This window comes from Streptomyces sp. NPDC024555 (genome assembly GCF_055559335.1).
The window spans coordinates 284,157-300,574 of sequence record NZ_JBVHKV010000004.1; the positions used below are offsets into that span (position 1 = coordinate 284,157).

At 71.9% G+C, this 16,418-nt stretch carries 15 protein-coding genes and 2 tRNA genes; 11 read left to right on the top strand and 6 right to left on the bottom strand.

What is annotated here, in order from left to right; translation table 11 throughout:
* The first annotated feature begins 53 nt into the window (after nucleotides 1-53).
* The 7 genes from ACZ4FH_RS08890 to ACZ4FH_RS08920 all read left to right on the top strand — a co-directional run bounded on the left by ACZ4FH_RS08890 (nucleotide 54) and on the right by ACZ4FH_RS08920 (nucleotide 5,308).
* Nucleotides 54-968, top strand: coding sequence for an NAD(P)-dependent oxidoreductase (locus tag ACZ4FH_RS08890; protein ID WP_467303369.1), 915 nt, complete (start codon nucleotides 54-56; stop codon nucleotides 966-968).
* A 150-nt stretch (nucleotides 969-1,118) separates the two neighbouring features.
* On the top strand, nucleotides 1,119-2,021 hold the full coding sequence (gene ehuB / locus ACZ4FH_RS08895; protein ID WP_467303370.1) for an ectoine/hydroxyectoine ABC transporter substrate-binding protein EhuB: 903 nt from the start codon (nucleotides 1,119-1,121) through the stop codon (nucleotides 2,019-2,021).
* A 19-nt stretch (nucleotides 2,022-2,040) separates the two neighbouring features.
* The gene (ehuC, locus tag ACZ4FH_RS08900; protein WP_385107810.1) at nucleotides 2,041-2,775 is read left to right on the top strand and encodes an ectoine/hydroxyectoine ABC transporter permease subunit EhuC; all 735 of its coding nucleotides are present in this window, start codon (nucleotides 2,041-2,043) and stop codon (nucleotides 2,773-2,775) included.
* The gene (gene ehuD / locus ACZ4FH_RS08905) at nucleotides 2,772-3,416 is read left to right on the top strand and encodes an ectoine/hydroxyectoine ABC transporter permease subunit EhuD (protein ID WP_467303373.1); all 645 of its coding nucleotides are present in this window, start codon (nucleotides 2,772-2,774) and stop codon (nucleotides 3,414-3,416) included. Before ehuC ends, ehuD begins: the two co-directional genes overlap by 4 nt.
* Nucleotides 3,406-4,236, top strand: a complete 831-nt coding sequence (gene ehuA / locus ACZ4FH_RS08910) for an ectoine/hydroxyectoine ABC transporter ATP-binding protein EhuA (protein WP_467303374.1) — start codon at nucleotides 3,406-3,408, stop codon at nucleotides 4,234-4,236. Before ehuD ends, ehuA begins: the two co-directional genes overlap by 11 nt.
* 166 nt (nucleotides 4,237-4,402) lie before the next feature.
* Nucleotides 4,403-5,161 (top strand): IclR family transcriptional regulator, encoded by a 759-nt coding sequence (locus tag ACZ4FH_RS08915; protein WP_467303376.1) that lies wholly within the window; start codon nucleotides 4,403-4,405, stop codon nucleotides 5,159-5,161.
* A 73-nt stretch (nucleotides 5,162-5,234) separates the two neighbouring features.
* Nucleotides 5,235-5,308: transfer RNA gene (locus tag ACZ4FH_RS08920), tRNA-Lys, on the top strand.
* Nucleotides 5,309-5,814: 506 nt separating this feature from the next.
* Here ACZ4FH_RS08920 and ACZ4FH_RS08925 read toward each other — a convergent pair.
* Together ACZ4FH_RS08925 and ACZ4FH_RS08930 are read right to left on the bottom strand one after the other, a co-directional pair.
* Nucleotides 5,815-6,339, bottom strand: a complete 525-nt coding sequence (locus ACZ4FH_RS08925) for a GNAT family N-acetyltransferase (protein WP_467303377.1) — start codon at nucleotides 6,337-6,339, stop codon at nucleotides 5,815-5,817.
* Nucleotides 6,336-7,598 (bottom strand): helix-turn-helix transcriptional regulator, encoded by a 1,263-nt coding sequence (locus ACZ4FH_RS08930; protein ID WP_467303378.1) that lies wholly within the window; start codon nucleotides 7,596-7,598, stop codon nucleotides 6,336-6,338. The genes ACZ4FH_RS08925 and ACZ4FH_RS08930 overlap by 4 nt, the downstream gene beginning before the upstream one ends.
* A 226-nt stretch (nucleotides 7,599-7,824) precedes the next feature.
* Here ACZ4FH_RS08930 and ACZ4FH_RS08935 point away from each other — a divergent pair, with 226 nt between their 5' ends.
* The 3 genes from ACZ4FH_RS08935 (at nucleotide 7,825) to ACZ4FH_RS08945 (ending at nucleotide 10,045) form a co-directional block, all read left to right on the top strand.
* Nucleotides 7,825-8,244, top strand: a complete 420-nt coding sequence (locus ACZ4FH_RS08935; RefSeq protein WP_467303379.1) for an ATP-binding protein — start codon at nucleotides 7,825-7,827, stop codon at nucleotides 8,242-8,244.
* Nucleotides 8,241-8,390, top strand: a complete 150-nt coding sequence (locus tag ACZ4FH_RS08940; RefSeq protein WP_467303381.1) for a hypothetical protein — start codon at nucleotides 8,241-8,243, stop codon at nucleotides 8,388-8,390. Before ACZ4FH_RS08935 ends, ACZ4FH_RS08940 begins: the two co-directional genes overlap by 4 nt.
* A gap of 74 nt (nucleotides 8,391-8,464) precedes the next feature.
* Nucleotides 8,465-10,045, top strand: coding sequence for an MFS transporter (locus ACZ4FH_RS08945; protein ID WP_467303382.1), 1,581 nt, complete (start codon nucleotides 8,465-8,467; stop codon nucleotides 10,043-10,045).
* On the opposite strand, the gene ACZ4FH_RS08950 is transcribed toward ACZ4FH_RS08945, so the two are convergent.
* The 4 genes from ACZ4FH_RS08950 to ACZ4FH_RS08965 form a co-directional block, all read right to left on the bottom strand.
* Nucleotides 10,025-11,698 (bottom strand): AMP-binding protein, encoded by a 1,674-nt coding sequence (locus ACZ4FH_RS08950; protein WP_467303383.1) that lies wholly within the window; start codon nucleotides 11,696-11,698, stop codon nucleotides 10,025-10,027. The two genes, ACZ4FH_RS08945 and ACZ4FH_RS08950, sit on opposite strands and share 21 nt — an antisense overlap.
* A gap of 26 nt (nucleotides 11,699-11,724) precedes the next feature.
* Complete coding sequence (locus ACZ4FH_RS08955) at nucleotides 11,725-12,315, bottom strand: lytic polysaccharide monooxygenase auxiliary activity family 9 protein (protein ID WP_467303385.1); 591 nt, start codon at nucleotides 12,313-12,315, stop codon at nucleotides 11,725-11,727.
* Between the two features lie 174 nt (nucleotides 12,316-12,489).
* Nucleotides 12,490-14,481 (bottom strand): SPFH domain-containing protein, encoded by a 1,992-nt coding sequence (locus ACZ4FH_RS08960; RefSeq protein WP_467303386.1) that lies wholly within the window; start codon nucleotides 14,479-14,481, stop codon nucleotides 12,490-12,492.
* Between the two features lie 25 nt (nucleotides 14,482-14,506).
* The gene (locus tag ACZ4FH_RS08965) at nucleotides 14,507-15,961 is read right to left on the bottom strand and encodes a peptidoglycan-binding protein (RefSeq protein WP_467303387.1); all 1,455 of its coding nucleotides are present in this window, start codon (nucleotides 15,959-15,961) and stop codon (nucleotides 14,507-14,509) included.
* 183 nt (nucleotides 15,962-16,144) lie between these two features.
* Here ACZ4FH_RS08965 and ACZ4FH_RS08970 point away from each other — a divergent pair.
* Nucleotides 16,145-16,218, top strand: a tRNA-Lys gene (locus tag ACZ4FH_RS08970).
* Nucleotides 16,219-16,418 lie beyond the last annotated feature (200 nt).

The window sequence follows — 16,418 nt, forward strand, 5'->3', positions numbered from 1 at the left end:
TGCTGCGAGCGTGGAAGGACCGTCCGTCTCGGCCGACGCGGAGGAACCGCCCGATGCCGGAGCAGCCCGTTCTGCTCGTCCTGGACGCCGATCCGCCGCCCCGGCTCGGCGCGCTGACGGGCCGGGTGCGCGTCCGGCGCACCGACGGCGCCGGGCTGGCCGCGGCGCTGCCGGACGCCGATGCGCTGCTGGTCTGGGACACCGGCTCCGACGCGGTGCGCACGGCCTGGCCCGGGTCCGGGCGGCGTCCGGCCTGGGTGCATGTGGCGGGCCCCGACGTGGACCGGGTGGTCTGCCCGGAGCTGGCGGCGGGCGGGACGGTGCTGACCCGGGCGCGGGGCGTCTTCGAGCGGCCGGTCGCGGAGTACGTGGCCGGGCTGCTGCTGGCCTTCGCCCAGGACTTCCCCGGTTCGCGGGAGAGTCGGCGGGGCCGTACGCCGGTGCTGCTGGCCGGTTCGCGCGCGGTGGTCGTCGGGGCCGGTCCGGTCGGGCGCGAGACGGCCCGGCTGCTGATGGCGCTCGGGGTGGAGGTGGCGCTGGTGGGGCGCACGGCGCGGCGGACCATCCACGGCATGGACGATCTGGACCGGCTGGCCGCGGCCGCGGACGGGGTGGTCGCCGCCCTGCCGCCGACGCCGCTCACCCGGGGCCTGTTCGACCGGCGGTTCTTCGGGCTGATGCAGCCCTCGGCCGTGTTCGTCAACGTCGGCAGCGCGGCCTCGGTGGCCGAGGACGAGCTGGCCGCCGCGGTGCGCGACCGGTGGATCGCGGGGGCGGCGCTCGACGGGCCGGCCGGCGCTCCGGCGGAGGTGCCGGGGCTGCTCGTGACGCCCCGCCGGGCCGGGGCGGTGGCGGGCCGGTCCGACCGGCTGGCCGAGCAGTTCGTCGCGCTGTACGAACAGTGGGCGGCCGGCGAGGAGTTGCCGCATCCGGTGGACCCGGTGCTCGGCTACACACCGGGTCCGTGACCCCGGCACCGGACACCCGGAATTCGGACACGGGAAGGTCACCCTCCGGCCACCGTTCGATTACATGACCGGGTTTCCTGCATAGACGTACGGGATCGGGCAGGCGCCAACCCTGTCCGGACTGTGCGACCCCTTCAGGAGATTGCGAACATGGCTGACTTCCCGAACCTGTCCCGCCGGGGCTTTCTCAACCGATCGGCCGCCGTGGGAGGTCTGCTCGTCGTCCCCGGGCTGCTCACCGCGTGCAGCAAGACCGACTCCGGCTCGGCGGACGGGAAGGGGGCGCTCGACAAGCTCCGCGACCAGGGCTACGTCCGGGTCGCGTACGCCAACGAGGCGCCGTACGGCTACATGGAGGGCAAGGAGCTGAAGGGCGAGGCGCCCGCGCTGCACCGGGAGATCTTCAAGGCCCTCGGGGTCGACGAGCTGAAGCCGACGCTCTCCGACTGGGACGGCCTGATCCCCGGCCTCCAGGCCGGGAAGTACGACGTGGTCAGCGCCGGTATGGCGATCACGCCGGAGCGCTGCGCCAACGCCCTGTTCTCCGAGCCGGAGTTCATCTCCCCCACCGCGATGATGGTGAAGAAGGGCAACCCGGAGAAGATCACCGATCTGGCCTCGGCGAAGGCCGCCGGGATCACCGTCGGCGTCATGGCCGGTGCGGTCGAGGGCTCGTACGCCGAGGGCGCCGGCATATCCAAGGGGAAGATCAAGACCCTCCAGAAGCCGCAGGACGGGGCCGACGCGGTGAAGGGCGGCCGGGTCGACGCCTTCCTGCTGACCGGCATCTCGCTGCGCTGGCTGGCGAAGACCAACCCGGAGACCGAGGTCACCGAGGCCTTCCTGCCGGAGCTGGACGGGGTCAAGCAGTACAGCCCCGGCGGCGCCGTCTTCCGCAAGGGCAACGAGGAGCTGCGGGACGCCTTCAACCGCGAGCTGAAGAAGATCGTCTCGGACAAGTCCCGCTATGTGCAGCTGCTCCAGGACTACGGCTTCGGAGCCACCGAACTCCCGCCGGCCACCCTGAAGACGGCCGACCTCTGCAAGGGCTGACAGGGACGGAACCCACCGCATGAGTGATTTCTTCTCCGCCCTCGCCGACGATCTGCCCCAGCTCCGCTCGGGCCTGTGGGTGACCCTGGAGGCCACCGTCCTGGGCGCCCTGACGGCCCTGGTGCTCGCCTTCGCGCTCGGCCTGATGTCGGTCAGCGGGCTGATCGCGGTGCGCGGCGTGTCCCGGGTGGTCGTGGAGTTCTTCCGCGGCACCTCGCTGTACGTCCAGCTGTTCTGGCTCTACTACGCGATGCCGCTGCTGACGGGGTACGAGCTGACGCCGCTGCTCTGCGGGGTCGTCGCGTTCGGGCTCAACTACGGTGCCTACGGCGCCGAGGTGGTGCGCGGCGCGATCAACTCCGTACCGCGTGCGCAGTACGAGGCGGCGGTGGCGCTCAACATGACGCCGCTGCACCGGATGCGCAAGGTGATCCTGCCCCAGGCGTGGGTGCAGATGATCCCGTCCTTCACCAATCTGCTGATCCAGCTGCTGAAGTGCACACCGCTGCTCTGGCTGATCTCGGCGGCCGATCTGATGACCGCGATCGAGCAGCTGCGCAGCCGCACCGGTGAGACGCTCGCCGCCTACGGGACGCTGCTCGTCTGCTACTTCGTGCTGGCGTACGCGCTGACGCTGCTGATGAACCTGCTGGAGCGGTCGGCCAAGCGGCGGCTCGGCCTGGACACCGGCGGGGGCGGCCTGCTGAAGTCCCGCAGCGCCGTGACCGCCCCGGCCTCCGGAGGTGCCCGGTGAACGAGGGATTCGACTGGGGCGCGGCGCGGGACGCGCTGCCGCTGCTCCTCGACGGTTTCGAGGTCACCCTGCTGGCCACCGTCCTCGGGACGCTGGTCGCCGCGGTGCTCGGGCTGGCGATCGCGGTCGCCGGGCGGGCGCCGACCCGCTTCGTGACGGTGCCGGTGAAGGCGGTGACGGAGTTCGTCCGCTCCACCCCGCTGCTGGTGCAGCTGGTCGGCGCGGCGGCGCTGTTCACCTCGGTGGAGCCGCTGACGGTCGGCATCGTGGTGCTGGGCATCCACTACGCCGCGTACACCTCGGAGGTGTACCGGGCGGGGATCGACGCGGTGCCAAAGGGGCAGTGGGAGGCCTGCCGCGCCCTGTCGCTGCCGGCCCGGCGGACCTGGCAGGCGGTGATCCTGCCGCAGGCGGTGCGCAAGGTGCTGCCCGCGCTCGGGAACTACGCGATCTCGATGTTCAAGGAGACCCCGTTCCTCGCCGTGATCACGGTGCAGGAGATGGTCTTCGAGGCCCGGAAGTACGGCGGCGACCACTTCGCCTACACCGAGGTGTTCACCCTCGCCGGCCTGATCTTCCTGGTCGCGAGCTACCCCACCTCGCTGCTGATGAGAAAACTGGAGAAGCGCCTTGGCCACTGAGCCCCTCCCCCTGCAGAAGACGGCGGCCACGGCCCCCGAGGACGCCGTCGCGGCCCAGCCGCTGATCCGCTTCGACAAGGTCGTCAAGCGGTACGGCGACCATGTGGTGCTCGACGAGCTGGACTTCACGGTCGAGCGCGGCGAGCACGTCACCCTGATCGGGCCCAGCGGCTCGGGCAAGACCACGATCCTGCGGCTGCTGATGACGCTGGAGAAGGTCAGCGGCGGGGTGATCCGGATCGGCGGCGAACCGCTCTCGCACATGCGGGCCCCGGACGGCTCGCTGAAGCCCGCGTCCGAGAAGCATCTGCGCGAGGCGCGGAAGAAGATCGGCATGGTCTTCCAGCAGTTCAACCTGTTCCCCAACATGAAGGTGCTCCAGAACATCACGGAGGCGCCGGTCAGCGTGCTGGGCATGGACCGGGACCGGGCGGAGGCCCGTGCCCGGGAGCTGCTGGAGCTGGTGGGGCTGTCGGGGAAGACCGACGCGCACCCCTCGCAGCTCTCCGGCGGTCAGCAGCAGCGGGTGGCGATCGCCCGCGCGCTGGCGATGGAGCCGGAGATCCTGCTGCTGGACGAGGTGACCTCCGCGCTCGACCCGGAGCTGGTGGCCGGGGTGCTGGAGCTGCTGGGCGACATCGCGCGGAACACCGACATCACGATGGTCTGCGTGACGCACGAGATGAACTTCGCACGCGATGTCTCCAAAAAGGTACTGATGTTCGACGCCGGGCGTGTCGTGGAGGCGGGTCCGCCGGAGAAAATCTTCACCGACCCGTCGCACGAACGCACGCGCGAATTCCTCAACGCGGTGCTGTGACCTCGGCATCCACCGCTCGCCGATGACTCTGGCATATGCCAGACGGGTGCGCCCCAGCCAGTGGCGCCGGGGCGCACCGATCAGTCGCCAACACCCGCCCCCGAGCGGCCCCTTGGCGGCTATCGTGGAGCCAGAGCTTGCGGTCACAACCTGGTAGGGGGACACCGTGGCGTTGAAGCCCGAACCGACCGCACCGTTCCACTCGGTGCAGTACGCCCTGCGCGTCCTCGAAACGGTCTCCAAGCACGGCAACGGGGTCACGGACACCCAGATCTCCCGCGAGACCGGTCTGCCGACCGGCCATCTCGCCTCCCTGCTCCTGACCCTGCGCCGCGAGGGCTACGTCGAGCAGATCACCGACGGCGCCTACGTCATCGGCGCCTCGCTCCTCCTCCTGGGCTCCGGCGCCGCCCGCCGCCAGGCCCTGGAGGCCAGACTCCAGCAGACCCTCGCCCAGCTGCGCGACTCGGTGGGCGCCGCCGTCTACATCAGCCGCTACGTGGACGGCGAGATCCGCGTCACGCAGTACGCCGACGGCCCGCGCACCCCCGCGGTCAACGAGTGGGTCGACTTCCGCTCCACGGGCCACGCCTCGGCGATCGGCAAGTGCCTGCTGACCCAGCTGGACCAGAACGGGCGGCGCGACCACCTCTCCCGCCACAAAATAGCCCGCCTGACCTCCCGGACCATCACCAGCGAGAAGGTCCTCTTCTCCAAGCTCGACGCCCAGCCGGCCACGGTCCCGGTCCTCGACCTCCAGGAGTACGCGGTGGGCACGGTCTGCGCCGCCGTACCGCTGACGGCCGGATCGTCCGCCGGCTGCCTCGCACTCTCCCTCCCGGTCGAACACGCCCACCGGCTGCGCGCGGCGGCCGAGACCCTGAACCGCCGCGCGGCCCCGGTCCTGCTCTCGCTGGCCCTGTAGCCCCCTTCCCCGGGGCCGACGGGCACGTGTCATCAGCACCCCTCGGGACCAGGTATTATTTTCGAGTCAGCAGGCGCCGCTAGCTCAGTTGGTTAGAGCAGCTGACTCTTAATCAGCGGGTCCGGGGTTCGAGTCCCTGGCGGCGCACAGACAACAGGTGAGGCCCTGTACTACGACGCGTAGTACAGGGCCTCACTCGTAGGAGCCCGACGCCGCCGCCTTCCGATTCAGGAGACAGAACCCCGAGCGGGGCAGTGCCAGTCGGCCGAGTCGATCGTGTTCTCCTCCGCGTCGTTGAGGTGAAAGCAGTTGCCGTTGACCCACACCCTCACCGATTCGGGTTGATGATCCACCTGAAAGGGTTCGTCCCCACGCAGAGTCCCGGACCAGCGACCATCCGCCGCCGGTGAGTGGGTCACAACGACCCACGTCTGTTTCGGAAGCATCTGGTACGTCTCCGCCCAGGGCTCCACGATCAGCTCCAGCCCGGCCTCACCGCCACTACTGATCCGCAGCCGCGCTGTCCCCACACTGCCCAATCCCAGCACCCCTCCCTGGCTCCACGGACGATCCGGCACGCAGCCTCAGATCCTACGAACCCACACGACTCGCATCCGCTGCGGCTTGAACGGGCCAGCGGCACGACCCGCCCGCTACAGCGGCAGATCCACGATCATCACCGCGTACACCGGGGAGTCGGGGAACGGCTGGTCCTCGCCCACCTTGCGGTAGCCCCAGGTCTCGTACAGGGCTTGGACCCTCGGATGCGTCACGTCCACCAGCAGCGCCGCCAGGCCATCGTCCCGGGCCTCCATGAGCGCGCGGTGCAGCCGTTCGGCAACGCCCGTCTTCCGCCACCGCTCGCGCACCATCAGCTCGGAGAAGTGGAAGGTGCGCGGGTTCTCCGGCGCGGGGTTCAGGTGCTCCCGCCACCATTCCCGGCCCTCCGCTCCCCGGGCGCCGTACGCAAAACCCACCACCTCGTCGCCGTCATGGGCGATCACGCACGAGAAGCCGGGGTTGCCGCCCCAGTGATCCACGAACCAGGGGAACTTCTGCCGGAACTCGTCGTCCGCCATCCGGTCGGCGTGCACATCCGCGTGCACGTCGATCAGCGTCTGCCGGATCTCCGGCAGATCGTCGTGGCCGTACTGGCGCAGCTCCAGGGCACCGGTCATCGAACCTGGCTCCATTCAGATCGGTATCGGTCTTCCCACTCTCGCGCAGTTGTGGAGTGCGGCGCCAGAGTGATCAAGTCACGGAGAAAGTCCCCGAGGTAGGACCGCATCCGGCCCGGCAAGGCGTTGCCCTGCATCAGCGCGAACACTCTCTCCGTCGTGGCGCACGCCTGGTCCACGTCCCGCTGGTGGAGCTGCGCCAGAGCGAGTTGCAGCGTGGCCAGCGCGCGGTTGCGCCGGTACTGCTCCGGAAGCGCGGCGAGGGCGCGATGGGAAGCCGCTTCCGCGTCCGCCACGTCCCCGAGCCCGTCCCTGACGATGGCGGTGATGGCGAGCAGTTCCGCCGGTCCGTAGAAGGCCACCCAGGACGGCCGGAGCTCAGCCGGGTCCGCCTTCGCGAGGGCGTCTTCCGCGTGCCCCAGGGATCGCAGCGCTCCCCGCCGGTCCCCGGTGCTGGAGTGCCCAATGGCCGTGCGGGCATGGGCGAGGGAGGCGAACAAGGGGTCTCGGCGGGTGACGGCGGTCGCCTGGGCGGCCTGGCCCGCGTCCACAGCGTGCGCGTACTCGCCACGATGCAGAGCGAGCATGGCGTGCGAGTTCCATACGCGCAGTTCCGCCACCGGGTCCTTCGCCATGCCGGCCAGGTACAGCGCACGGTTCAGGTGGCCCAGCGCGCGGCCACTGCGGCGGGCGTCCACCGCCGACCAGGCGGCGGAGGCGGTGTAGTTCGCGGCCACGCTGAAGAGGCGCTGCCGAATACGCTGGGAAGCGGCCCGCTTCTGGAGGTCCAGTGCCTCGGCGGCGCCCGCGAGGGCGGACCGCTCCAGTGCCTCGTGCCCGCCTCTGGAGGCGTCCAGGGCCGTCAGGGTGTCCAGGCCGCTGCGCAACCGGATCACATCCGTGGTGCCGACCGAGTACGGCCGGGCGGCGACCAGGGGTACTGCCGCGGCCGTCCCCCCGACAGCGGTGAGGAAGTTCCTTCGGCGCACGGGGTCCTCCGTCCTCGTAGGGCTGCGTCTGCCCGCCGGGGATCTGAAGCCCAGGTCCTCGGCGGTACAGCCGAATACTGCCTCCAGCGCTTCGCGCTGCCGAGGGTGAGGCCATCGGGTCTTTCCGGTCAGCCAGTGGCGCACGGTCCGGTCGCTGACGGTGCCTTCCCTGCCGAGTGACCGGAGATAGTCGTTCACGGCATCCGCCAACTCAGCCTGGGTCAGGTTCGCTTCCGTGAGCGCGTCTGCTAAGCGCCGGTTCGCTTCCACGGGTTCACGGTAGCGACGGGGAGGAACTCCGGTGCTGGAGCGAGCCCGAAATTTCCGGTTGCCGCCGCTGTACACGGGCACGGATTTTCCTCGCAGCCTGTCACAGTCCGTCATTCACTGGACGACAGGCCGTCACCGGGCAAAAGTGGCGGCCGGTCGAAGTGGTACGCCCCCGCACCCCCGCCGGGGGCGTACCGCGCCTCCCACTCACCGACGAGGGGCCCAGATGACCGTGACCACCACTCCCAGGCCGACAGGCCACCCCGGCTACAGCGAGACACTGCCGCGCGAGCCCCGGAGCGCCGCGACCGCCCGTCGGCTGGTGCGTGCCGCATGCGCCGCATGGTGTCTGGACGACCTGGCCGAAGAAGGCGCGCTGATCGTCTCCGAGCTGGTGTCCAACGCCGTCCGGCACGCCCGGCGCGAAACCATCCGCGTGGCCGTGGAGCACACCGCCCGGAGCACCGTTCGCGTGTCCGTCGCGGATCTCTCCCGAGTCCGGCCGGTGCGGCGCGAGGAGGACGGCGACGGAGAGGGCGGGCGCGGCCTGCGTCTCGTGGCGGCGCTGGCCGCCGACTGGGGCACCGACGAACGGCGCTGGGGCAAGGTCGTGTGGGCCCGCCTCACCACAAAGGGGCACGGGTGACCGGCGAGGAGTCCTCCGGACGCAGTGCGGCGCGCGCCCATCTGTCGCAGCTGATCGAGATGTTCGGCAGGGATGGATGTCTGCGGATCAGCACGCTCACGGGCAACCCCGTCGAGGGAGAGCCCGAGGACACAGAGGAGGACTGACGGCCTCGCGCATGTACGAGCGTTTTACACAACCGTACTAGACAGCTGTTTTAAACAGCCGTATATTCCCTGTCATGACGAAGCCTTCGAGCACCACCGCCAGCCAGGGCGTCCGCGCCGGCCGTCGGGAGTGGACCGCGTTCGTGGTTCTGCTCCTCCCCCTCCTGCTCGTCTCGATGGACGTCTCCGTCCTCTTCTTCGCGGTCCCGTCGATCGACCGGGACCTCGCGCCGAGCGCCACCCAGCAGCTCTGGATCTTCGATGTGTACGCGTTCGCGCTGGCGGGGCTGCTGATCACGATGGGGTCGCTGGGGGACCGGATCGGGCGGCGGAAGCTGCTGATGATCGGGGCGGCGGCGTTCAGCACCGCGTCGGTGGGGGCGGCGTACGCGAGCAGCCCGGAGATGCTGATCGCGGCGCGGGCGCTGCTCGGGATCGGTGGGGCGACGCTGATGCCGTCGACGATGGGGCTGGTGCGGAACATGTTCCGTGACGAGCGGCAGCGGGGGCAGGCGATCGGGATCTGGTCGGGGGCGATGGCGGGCGGGGTCGCGCTCGGATCGGTGCTCAGCGGGGTGATGCTGGAGCACTTCTGGTGGGGGTCGGTCTTCCTGATCAACGTGCCGGCGATGGTGCTGCTGCTGGTCCTGGCGCCGGTGCTGGTGCCGGAGTTCAAGGACCCGGCGCCGGGGCGGTTCGACTTCCTGAGCGTGCCGCTGTCGATGGGGGCCGTGCTGCCGGTGGTCTACGGGATCAAGGAGACCGCCGCCGACGGGATCGAAGCGCGCAATCTGCTGATCGTGGCCGCGGGGCTGCTCGTCGGCTGGGTCTTCGTCCGCCGTCAGCGGGCCCGCTCGGACGCGATGATCAGCCGCGAGCTGTTCCGCGACCGCAACTTCTCCACCGGCATCGGGCTCAACGCGCTGGCCGCCTTCGCCATGATGGGCTCGTCCTTCTTCACCACCCAGTACCTCCAGTCGGTCCTGGGCATGAGCACGCTGGAGGCCGCGCTGTGGTCGCTGGCCCCGTCACTCGCGGTGGGAGCCGCCGCCCCGGCCGCCACCGCGATCGCCCAGCGGACCGACCGGGCCCGGGTGATCTGCGCGGGCTTCGTCATCGCGGCCGCCGGCTTCGGGATCCTCGCCCTGGCGGGCACCGACTCGCTCGCCGTGCTGCTGATCGCCGCCGCCGTGATGAGCTGCGGGATCGTCACCGTGATGGCGCTGGTCTCGGATCTGGCCATGTCGACCAGCCCGGAGGAGAAGGCCGGTTCGGCGGCCTCGCTGCTGGAGACCGGGCAGGAGTTCGGCGGGGCGATGGGCATGGCGCTGCTGGGCGCGGTCGCCACCGCCGTCTACACCGCGGACATGCCGTCCTCGGCGCCCGAGGCGGCCCGCAAGACCCTGCCGGGCGCGCTGTCCACGGGTGACGGTTCGCTGATCGCGATCGGCCGGGAGGCCTTCGTGCACAGCATGCAGTACGCGGCGGTGGCCGGCGGGCTGCTCCTGCTGCTCGGCGCGGTGCTCGCGGCGACCCGGCTGCGGCGGGCCGCCGCACCGCAGCCCGGTGCCGCGCAGTCCGATGCCGCGCAGTCCGATGCCGCGCAGCCCGGTGCCGCCCTGCCCGCCGCCGTCTCACAGCCCTCCGCCGTGTGACGCCAGCAGACGGTGGCGGCCGTGCTCCTCGTACGCCCGTACCAGCCCGGCGAGGTCCTCCTCGCCGAACGGCCGGTACGGGCCGTCGCCGTTCCACCACAGCCGGCCGCCGGACCAGAAGCCCTCGCGGCGCAGCCCCACCCGGTGCACCTTGTTCGTCGCGGTGACCGGCATCGCGTCCACGACGCGCACGAAGCGGGGCGCCATCTTCGTCCCGAGGTCGGGCTGGGCGCGCAGGAAGGCGGCGAAGGCCCCGGGGTCGAACTCCGCGCCCTCGCGCAGCGCCAGCGCCGCCATCACCTGGTCCCCCGCGACCGGGTCGGGCACGGCGTAGACGGCCACGGCGGCCGCGTCCGCCCAGCGGGCCAGGATGTTCTCGATCATCGCGGCGGCCAGGTTCTCGCTGTCGACGCGCAGCCGGTCCTCGGTGCGGCCGGCGAAGTAGAGGAAGCCGTCCGCGTCGCGGAAGAAGAGGTCCCCGGTCCAGTACCAGCCGCCGCGCACCCGGGCCGCGTCCGCCTCCGGATTGCGCCAGTAGCCCTCGAAGGGCGTGCGGCCCCGGTTGACGAGTTCGCCGATGGCGGCGTCCCCGTTGAGCAGCCGGCCCTCGGCGTCGAGGACCGCGGCGACCCGCTCGCGGCCCGTCTCGGGGTCGACCACCGCGAGGTCGTCGCGGTCGGCGGCCCGGCCGATCGCCCCCGGCGGGGTGTCCGGGGTCCGCTGGATCGCCGCCCCGCCCTCGGAGGAGCCGTACCCCTCGACCAGCCGCACCCCGAACCGCTCCCGGAAACGGGCCGCGTCCACCGCGCCCGCCTCCGTGCCGAAGCCGAGGCGCAGCGTGTGGTCGCGGTCGTCGGGGCGCTCGGGGGTGGCCAGCAGATACTGCACGGCGCGGCCGACGTAGGTGAAGTAGGTGGCGCCGTGCGCGCGGACGTCCGGGAGGAAGCCGGAGGCGGAGAAGCGGCGGCGCAGGGCGACGGCGGCCCCGGCGGTCAGGGCGGGCGCCCAGTCGGCGATGACGGCGTTGCCGTGGAACATCGGCATGCAGAGGTAGTGGACGTCCTCGCGGCGGACCCCGAAGTGGTCGACGAGCGACTGCCCGGCCGCGGCCAGCCGGCCCTGGGTGCAGAGGGCGGCCTTGGGCGCGCCGGTGGAGCCGGAGGTGAAGTAGAGGAGCATCCGGGTGTCCGGTGCGGGGGTCCGCAGGACGGTGTCGCCGGGACGTGCGCCCGCGTACGGGGCGAGCAGTCCGGCGTACGCCTCGGTGTCGGTGACCAGCACCCGTACGCCGGGCAGCGGCAGCCCGTCGAGCAGCGGCAGATGGGCGCGCTCGGTGATCAGCACCCGGCAGTCGGTGTGCGTGATGTCGCGGGCGAGTTCGGCGCCGCGCCGGGTGGGGTTGATGCCGGCGACGGCGGCCCCGGCCAGGGCCGCCGCGCTCAGCCACAGCGGAAATTCGGGGGTGTTGTCGAGCAGCACCCCGAGGTGCGGTTCGCCGCCCGGAGGCAGCAGATCCGCCAGGAGCGCGGCCCGTGCGGCAGCGCCCGAGGCGACCTGGTGCTGGGTGAGGACGAGGTCCTCATATCTCAGACCGGGCCGGTGGTCGCCCCATTGGCGCTGTACGAGCTCCGCGACGGTGCCTGCGCTCCCCATGGCGCCGCACGGTAACTGACCAAGCGTCAGAACTGAACATCCGAGCACGCGTAGAACGCGTTGGCCGTGTCCGCGACGTTCCAGACGCTCAGGATGATGTGCTTCCCGGTCTTCTGGGTGGGGATCGTGCCCTGCTGGGTCAGGGTCGCCGGGGGCTGCTTGCCGCCGTACGGCACCGTCATGAAGGGCTGCGGCTCCAGATCGGCCCGGGTCAGCTTCTTGGTCGGGTCCCAGCCGTCCTTGGTGATGTAGTACCGGAAGTCCGACGTGGCGTGCCGGGCGGTGAACTGCCAGCGGAAGCTGAAGCCCTGGCCGGCGGTGACCTTGGTGGCGGGCCAGTTGCCGCCGCGCGGGTCGTCGAGCTGGGCGAACTCGCCGTGTCCGGCGGAGCAGATGGAGCCGTCGGCCGGGCCCGCGGCCGGGAAGCCCTTGGGGCCCTCGACGCTCTGGGGCTCCCACTGGATGTTGCCGCAGCCGGTCACGGTGCCGTTGGCACAGAGCTTCTGACGGCTGATCGGGTTGTCGGTGTAGCCGTGGCTGTTGGCGCTGCCGGTGGCGAACATCGAGGCCCCGGCCACCGCCAGGCCGACCAGGGCCACACTTGCCTTCTTACGCATTGCTGTCGCTCCTCGGACATGTGGGGGAAGTTCCATGAGCAGGCTGCGCGCGCGGTGGTGCGATCATGCGGTCGTGCGGTCTAGACCAGAGCCCACCCTAGGGACGGGACATGAACATGTCCAGACCAATGAGGGTGGGCTTCCGGTTTCCTCCGGGGATACGGAACGATCCCTTCAGGCGCTGTCGCCTCCCCCGCGTCCGGTGTAGAACGCCACCGTCAAGTCCTTGACCAGGGACTTGCGTTCGTAGTCGTCGAGCTCCACGAGGCCCCGGGCGGTCAGCCGGTTCACGGTGTCGTCCACCGCGTCCACCACCGAGGTCAGCACGCTGTCGCGGTGCTGGGCGTCGATCGCCGCGATCCGGCGCCGCTGCATGGCCGCCGCGATCTCGGGGGCGTACTCGATCCCGGTCGGCTGGGCCGAGTACACCTCGATGCCGACCGGTTCGCAGTCCGCCTTGAGCATCAGCGTCAGCGCGTCCCCGACCGCCTCGGCGTTGCGCAGGGTGTGCGCGTCCTCGTGGAAGGCGTCGGCCGGAAGCTGGGACAGCACCCGGGCCATGGCCGACTCGACCTGCTCGCGCAGATACTCCTCGTGGTCCTCGATGCCGAGCACCGCCCGCGCGGTGTCCTTGACCCGCCACACGACGAGGACGACGACGCGCAGCGCCGTTCCGTTGGCGTCGACCGCGGGAAGCGGCTCGCTGCGCCAGTGCCGCAGCCGGACGTCCACCCGGCGGCGCAGCAGCAGCGGGCTGATCCACATCAGCCCGGTCCGCCGCACGGTCCCCCGGTACTGGCCGAAGAGCGTGAGCACCCAGGCCGAGCCGACCCGGCCCCGGCTCAGCCCGCCGAGAGCGAAGAGCACGATGAAGCCGAGCACCGCGAGCGCCGCCCAGGATCCGCCGCCCAGTCCGTCGTACGGGCGCGGCCCCACCCCGGCCAGGGCGAGCAGCCGGGCCGGCAGGGCTCCGGTCCACCACAGGACCGCCCCGGCCGCGGCCGTTCCCACCAGGCCGGTGAGCAGCGCGGCCCAGCCGGGCAGCGCCGGTCCGGGCCGTTCGAGGAGCCGGGGGTCGGCGACCGGCGCGGGCCGGGTCGAGGGCCGCACCTGCGGGGTCCTCGGCACCGGGGGCCGCCGGACCCCGGCCGGCCGCTCCCCGTCGGGGACCGCCCCGAGGACGGCGACGGGCAGCGCCGCCGCGCCCGCCGGGGCCCCGGGCTCGTCGCGGAAGAGCAGGTGCACGGGGATGGCGGCGGTCCGCTCCCCCGCGATGACCGCCTGATGCCGTCCGGTGTCGGTCCGCGCATCGCCCCGGTGCTCCAGGGCGGCGCCCCGCGCCTCGCCCGCACCCGCCTCCGCGGGCACCGGACCGGCAGCACCGGCGAGAACGAGCACCCCGGCCCCGTCCTCCGCCTCCCGGACGGGAACGGACGCGGTGTCGGCAGCGGACACCGTGTCGACGGCGGGCGCGGTCTCGACGACGGACGCTCCGGAACGCGCGGCACCAACGGACACGGCCTCGGCAGCGTGCGCGGTCTCGGCGGCGTGCGGTCCGGGACGCGCGGCAGCGGGCACGGCCTCGGCGGCGGGCCCCGGCACCAGGTCCCGCGCACCGCCGGCCGGCCCACCGCCCCCCGAGGCCGGAACGGACACCGAGGCCGAGGTCGCCCCGAACCCGGCCCCCTCCCGCGCGCTCTCCCCAGGCACCAGGTCGAGCACGAGATCGACGACGGAGTCGGGGCCCGGGTCCGTGCGCACGTCCGCGGCCGGTTCCGTACGCGCCTCCCCGAACAGACCCGCGGCCCGTTCCGTACGCGGCTCCCGGCGCAGGTCCCCGGGTGAACCCGCGTACGGTCCCATGTCCGGTCCCGCAAACGGTTCCGCCCCCGGGTCCGGGCCGCCGTCCGTCTCGGGGGCCGGGTCCGGGGCGGGGGCGCGGGCGGTGTCCGGGGTGGTCGTGGAGGGCGCCGGGCGGTCGTCCCCCCGAAGGGCGGCGTCCGCGGCGGCGGCCCAGGCGTCCGTGACGCTGCCCGCGCCGCCGGGGCCCACCCACTCCCGCACCGGGACCGTCCCGTACCTCTCCTCGCCGTACTCCGGCTCCGTACGGTCCGGGCCCTCCCGGTCCTCCGGGGTCCCGGAGCCGTCCGACACGGTGAATCGCATTCCCGTCTCCTTCATCTGCGTCGCGTCACGCGAAGAGTCGCCGCCAGGTCTCGGGCCCCGGATAGCCGTCGGCCTGGGCGCCGCGCCAGCCCTGGGCCTTCTGGAAGGCCTCGACATTGCGCCGGTCCGCCTCGGTCCACCGGGGCCCGGGACCGGACCGGTAGTACTTGCCGTATCCCTTCTTCACCAACTGCCGGCCGAGCCGCTCGACATGGCTGTTGGACTGACCCGGCCGGAAAGAACCCCTTCCGGGGAAGGCCGGGGCCCCGGCCGTGCCGCCGCGCCCGGTGGTGGTGCCGGCCGCGGGGATGTCGCGGCCGGTCCCGTTCACCAGCAGCCGCCAGGTGTCGGGGCCGGGGATGCCGTCGGCCTCCTTGCCGCTCCAGCCCTGGGCCCGCTGGAAGGCCTGGGTCGCCTGCCGGTCGGCGCTGCCCCAGGCGGGACCGGGGCCGACCTTGTAGAAGCGCTTGCCGCCGCGCGCGACGAGCATCCGGCCCAGCTCGGTGACGTGGGCGTTGCGCTCGCCGGTGCCGAAGGCCCCCGCGCCCGGGAACGAGGTCGCGGCCGAACCGCTGCCGCTCGTGCCGGTCGTCAGGCCCTTGTAGCGGTAGGCGACGTAGCTGGACGAGTGGGACCAGTACGCCATGGGCGTCGTCTGCTTGCGGGCGCGCGGCTTGGTCTGCTCGTACGCCGTGTAGTGGGTGTGCGCGGAGTCGGTCCAGCCACCGAAGATCGTGACGTGGGAGCCCTTCGCCGGGTCGGCCGGATTGTGGAAGAGCAGGATGTCCCCGGGCTGCAGCTCCTCGCGGGAGATGCGGGTGCCGTACGCGGCGAGACTGCCGGTCCACTCGTTGCCCGGGAGGTTCCAGGCCATCGAGACATAGCCGGAGCAGTCCTGGCGGTAGCCGTCCGACCAGTACGCGGACATGCTGTACGGGACCTGGGCGGTGATCCACTTCTTCGCCCGGTCGATGATCTCGGCCCGGGTGGCCGGGCGCAGGGCGGGGGTGCCGGTCGTGGTGGACGGCGGGCCCGAGGCGCCCGTGCCGCGCACCGGGCCCGGCACGCCCTGCGGGCTCTCCGGCACCGCGTCGAGCGCGTCGTCCGCCGGATCGGCCAGGGTCTCCGGATCGCCCAGGACCTCCGGCCCGGCCGCCACCGCCGGGTCCGGCCCCGGGGCCGCCCCGGTGTCCGCGAACGGGACCGGATCGGTGTCCGGAAGCGGGGCCCGGTCCATCCCCGGGAGCGGGTCGGTCACCGGGACCGGGGCGGCCGCCGCGGCGGCGGTCTCCGCCAGGCCCGCGCCGAGCACCACTCCGGCGGTGGTGACCAGCACCATCGCACGGCGCGCGCCGTGCGCGGCCGGATGTCCTCCGTAGCGGGTCGGCAGCCCCGCCGCGGCGGTGCGCCGACGGGCGGCGCACCCCGGGCAGGTGCAGTCGACGGCGGGTACGTACTCCTCGAAGGCCGGCACAGTCATGCGATTCCCTCCGCACTCGTCAAGATCTTTGGGCGCATCTGCACGGGCGTCAGTGTCTCAACTCTCCTGACATAACGCATTTTGACGGACAGAAGTGAAAAAACGACCATCCGACAGGCCGTGGCGATGGGGAAATGGTCGGGAGCACTCCTGGAGATCGGGTAGAGTTCTCCAGGTCAGCAGGCGCCGCTAGCTCAGTTGGTTAGAGCAGCTGACTCTTAATCAGCGGGTCCGGGGTTCGAGTCCCTGGCGGCGCACGCAGCGTCAAGGCCCCTTCACTTCACGTGAGGGGGCCTTGTTCGTTTTCCGCGCGCACCCCGCTCGCAGTTGACGGACGGTCATCGTTCAATTACCCAGTGACACCATATGCTCGTCTTACACCCCGGCGATAGTCCCCGACAAGGGGGACCCAAATCGTGCATACGAGCGGTTACCGTTCTCTTTCACCCTTGCGATC

Bases quoted from the DNA above. Each gene is read 5' to 3' on its own strand.
- ACZ4FH_RS08890 (WP_467303369.1), top strand. From the start codon at position 54: ATGCCGGAGCAGCCCGTTCTGCTCGTCCTGGACGCCGATCCGCCGCCC.
- ehuB (WP_467303370.1), top strand. From the start codon at position 1,119: ATGGCTGACTTCCCGAACCTGTCCCGCCGGGGCTTTCTCAACCGATCG.
- ehuC (WP_385107810.1), top strand. From the start codon at position 2,041: ATGAGTGATTTCTTCTCCGCCCTCGCCGACGATCTGCCCCAGCTCCGC.
- ACZ4FH_RS08925 (WP_467303377.1), bottom strand. From the start codon at position 6,339: ATGACCGGTGCCCTGGAGCTGCGCCAGTACGGCCACGACGATCTGCCG.
- ACZ4FH_RS08935 (WP_467303379.1), top strand. From the start codon at position 7,825: ATGACCGTGACCACCACTCCCAGGCCGACAGGCCACCCCGGCTACAGC.
- ACZ4FH_RS08945 (WP_467303382.1), top strand. From the start codon at position 8,465: ATGACGAAGCCTTCGAGCACCACCGCCAGCCAGGGCGTCCGCGCCGGC.
- ACZ4FH_RS08950 (WP_467303383.1), bottom strand. From the start codon at position 11,698: ATGGGGAGCGCAGGCACCGTCGCGGAGCTCGTACAGCGCCAATGGGGC.
- ACZ4FH_RS08955 (WP_467303385.1), bottom strand. From the start codon at position 12,315: ATGCGTAAGAAGGCAAGTGTGGCCCTGGTCGGCCTGGCGGTGGCCGGG.
- ACZ4FH_RS08960 (WP_467303386.1), bottom strand. From the start codon at position 14,481: ATGCGATTCACCGTGTCGGACGGCTCCGGGACCCCGGAGGACCGGGAG.
- ACZ4FH_RS08965 (WP_467303387.1), bottom strand. From the start codon at position 15,961: ATGACTGTGCCGGCCTTCGAGGAGTACGTACCCGCCGTCGACTGCACC.